This window comes from Moorena sp. SIO2C4 (assembly GCF_010672485.1).
Taxonomy (GTDB): domain Bacteria; phylum Cyanobacteriota; class Cyanobacteriia; order Cyanobacteriales; family Coleofasciculaceae; genus Moorena; species Moorena producens.
Map to the genome: position 1 here is coordinate 1 of NZ_JAAHGN010001492.1, position 1,286 is coordinate 1,286.

1 pseudogene is annotated in these 1,286 nt (G+C 47.9%); it reads right to left on the reverse strand.

Features of this window, described 5'->3' with window-relative positions:
• Positions 1-43: 43 nt before the first annotated feature.
• Positions 44-1,127, reverse strand: a pseudogene (locus F6K20_RS38900) (IS630 family transposase).
• Positions 1,128-1,286: the final 159 nt, after the last annotated feature.

Here is a 1,286-nt window from a genome sequence, read left to right on the forward strand (position 1 = left end):
GGGCACACCGGAACTTATATCAACGCTCGGGGAGACTCGACCTCTACTCTTCCTGGTTCCGACCTGGTTGAGCAAGTTGGCTCGCTGAACCGAGAATCCCCCGATTTCTAATCGTGGGGAGTGTCAAGCCATCAATGACTGCATAAGCTAGGGCCAGTTCATCTTCAAACATTTGACCCACCAATTCATGGGTTTTTAACTGATGCCATTCGGATTCAATCGGATTCATCTCTGAGCAATATTTCGGTAAAAAGAACAGATATAGCCCTTGAGCTTCCCACTGAGCCCATTTCTCTCTCACCTGTTTGCTGGTATGAACCGGACCATTGTCCTGGACAATCACCCGGAGCCGACCGGTTTGATCGAGTTGTTGCTTGGCCTGACGAGCTTGTTCATCCATCATCGTGATGTAGCGCTCCCCGTTGAAACTGCCCACCACCAGTCCATAGACAAAGCTCACGCTTAGGTTGTAGCAATCCCAAAATGCTAATGCGTCTTCCTTTGCGGGCTGTCTGTTCAAGGCGCTTTTGCTCACCTCTAAAGAAATAGCTGTGTTCTACGGGCATCCACATACAAAATCCCGACTCATCGAGATAGAATAAGTCGATTTCTCCTACTGCCGCTGACCATTGCAACATCTCTAGGTCGGCTTGCTTGGTTGCCTTTTCTATAGGGTCTTGCTTCCCTCTGTGACTTTGGCGAGTACGCTTCCAAATCACCCCCTTTTTTTAAGCACTCGTCTGAGGTGATCCGGGCTCAACTTAACATGACGGTCATTAGCCAGCTTTTGGGCTAACTGTTTGCTATTGTAGGTGCGTTCCTCCTGGCGTAAGCAGGATTCTAGATATTCAATATCCTCAGGCTGCCAACGCTTCTGGGCTCCGGGTCTAGGAGCATCCCATAGTCCCCCCAAGCCTTTGTGTTGCCATCGATGAATGACCTCACGGACAGTTCGAACATTCCAGCCGAAATAGGCAGCAATTTTCTCTACATACAGGCCCTGATGGTTTAAACGAATTACTTGCGCTCGGTCTTTGACTCGCTGGGGAACCGTAGTGGCAGTGCGAAGTTCAAATAAAGTGCGCTCAAGTTCGGCACAGAGGAAAGATTCTTAAGCGTGCGCCCATAGTGAATGCTTCTTAGCATTGAAAGTATTATTGCTTTATTTAACTTAACATACCTGAGCTTTTCAAGCCCGACCTACTTATTACAAGAGACTTAACCCTTCTATGCATAGCCAGTTACCCATAAAGGCTCCTTCATTCTAAGGTTTCGTCTTTAACCAA